Source organism: Pseudovibrio sp. POLY-S9, assembly GCF_001431305.1.
Taxonomy (GTDB): domain Bacteria; phylum Pseudomonadota; class Alphaproteobacteria; order Rhizobiales; family Stappiaceae; genus Pseudovibrio.
The window spans coordinates 164,082-165,706 of record NZ_LCWX01000237.1 but is presented as its reverse complement, the minus strand read 5'-3'; the positions used below and the strand labels follow the sequence as shown (position 1 = coordinate 165,706).

Annotated in this window: 2 protein-coding genes; both read right to left on the bottom strand. The window is 56.6% G+C overall.

Annotated elements, in window-relative coordinates; genetic code table 11:
• Positions 1-324: FAD-dependent oxidoreductase (locus tag PPL9_RS33700; protein ID WP_208989609.1), on the bottom strand; the 324-nt coding region annotated here is incomplete at its 3' end.
• Positions 321-1,625: TRAP transporter fused permease subunit (locus PPL9_RS24845; protein WP_152986828.1), on the bottom strand; the 1,305-nt coding region annotated here is incomplete at its 5' end. The genes PPL9_RS33700 and PPL9_RS24845, both read right to left, overlap by 4 nt.

Genomic DNA, 1,625 nt, shown 5'->3' with positions numbered 1-1,625 from the left:
CGGCTGAATGCGCTCCTGTCGTCCCTCATAGAGAAAACGCAGGCCCCATGTGGCCACGCGAGGCAGGTAACTGGGCTTGATCGTCACCGGACCTTGCGGATCCATCAACCAGCCGGGCACCTTCTTCCAAAGACCCGGCATGGATTGCGGCACCACAGACCACGGCGAGATAATCCCTGCATTGCCGGCAGATGTGGCCTGGCCGGGAGCATCCCGGTCAACCATGTGCACGCGCAAGCCTTTCTCGGCTAGAGACAGAGCACAGCAAATGCCAACCAACCCCGCACCAAGCACAGTGACATCAGGTACTACAGCTTCTGTCATTGTGTGGCCGCCTGCAAGTTGCGTTGGCTGGAAACCTGCTGGAACAAGACAGGCGCGATGATGAGAATTGAGGCCAGATCAGACCCCAGACTTGGAGCAACCAGCATCAATCCCCCAATAGACATCAGCACACGCCACAGGCCGTTGAGCGGAGCCATGAAGTAACCGGAAACGGCTGTTGCAATAGCAAACACACCCAGCGCACAGGTCAGCGTGACCTGCAAGAACGAGACGAGGGTGAAGTACTCCGGCAAAACAATCAGCATGGTTGGTGCATAGACGAACACCATCGGCACCATGAGTTTGCCAAGCCCCAAGGTAAAGGCACTCACACCAGTCCTGAACGGGTTCGCTCCTGCAATGCCAGCCGCAGCATACGCTGAGGCGCAAACCGGCGGAGTGATCTCTGAGATGACGCCATAATAAAGCACGAACATATGCGTTGCCAAAGCGGGCACACCCAGTTGTGCCAGAGCCGGTTGAGCCACCGCGACAAGCATGATGTAAAGCGCTGTTGTTGGCAGACCAGCACCCATCAAAATACAGGCAATAGCGATCAGAACCAGAGACAGGAACTGCTGAATGGAGGCTTGCCCGAACACTTCCAGAGAGGTCCAGTCAAGCAGTGGTGCTAGTGAGGCCGCCATATCCGCAGCGCCATTGGTGACCATAAAGCCAAGACGGAAGCCAACACCGGTCGTGTTGATCACACCCACCACGATGCCAACAGCAGCAGAGGCTGCGCCCACGGCCAGTGCGTACTGCACGCCCACATGGCAGCTGTCGAACAGGTCTTTAAAGCTCTGCCGTTCATTGCGGTGCAAACAGCCCAGCAAGGTCAGCGCGCCAAGCACCCCGGCCATCGTTGGCGAGAAACCTTCACCGGAATATGGCGAGGCCTTCCAGAAAATGAAACCCAGCAAAGCAAGAGGCACAGCCAGAGACAGCGGCTTATCGATGGCACAAAAGCCAACAACAACACAAAGCGAAATGCCAATAAACGCAGCCATGTTAGGCGAGTAGCCAGAAAACAGCACTACGAGCAGTCCGATGAGTGGCAGCACGGTAAACCAGCCCTCACGCCAAACCTGCACAAACTGCGGGATCTGGTCCTTAGGGTAGGCTTCCAGCCCAAGGCGTTTTGCGGTGAAATGCACGATGGACATGACGCCGATATAGTGCATCAGAGCAGGCACAATCGCTGCAATCACGATGGTGGTGTAAGGCACTTCCAGATATTCAGCCATCAGGAAGCTCGCAGCCCCCATGATTGGCGGTGTTATCTGACCGCCCGCACTGGC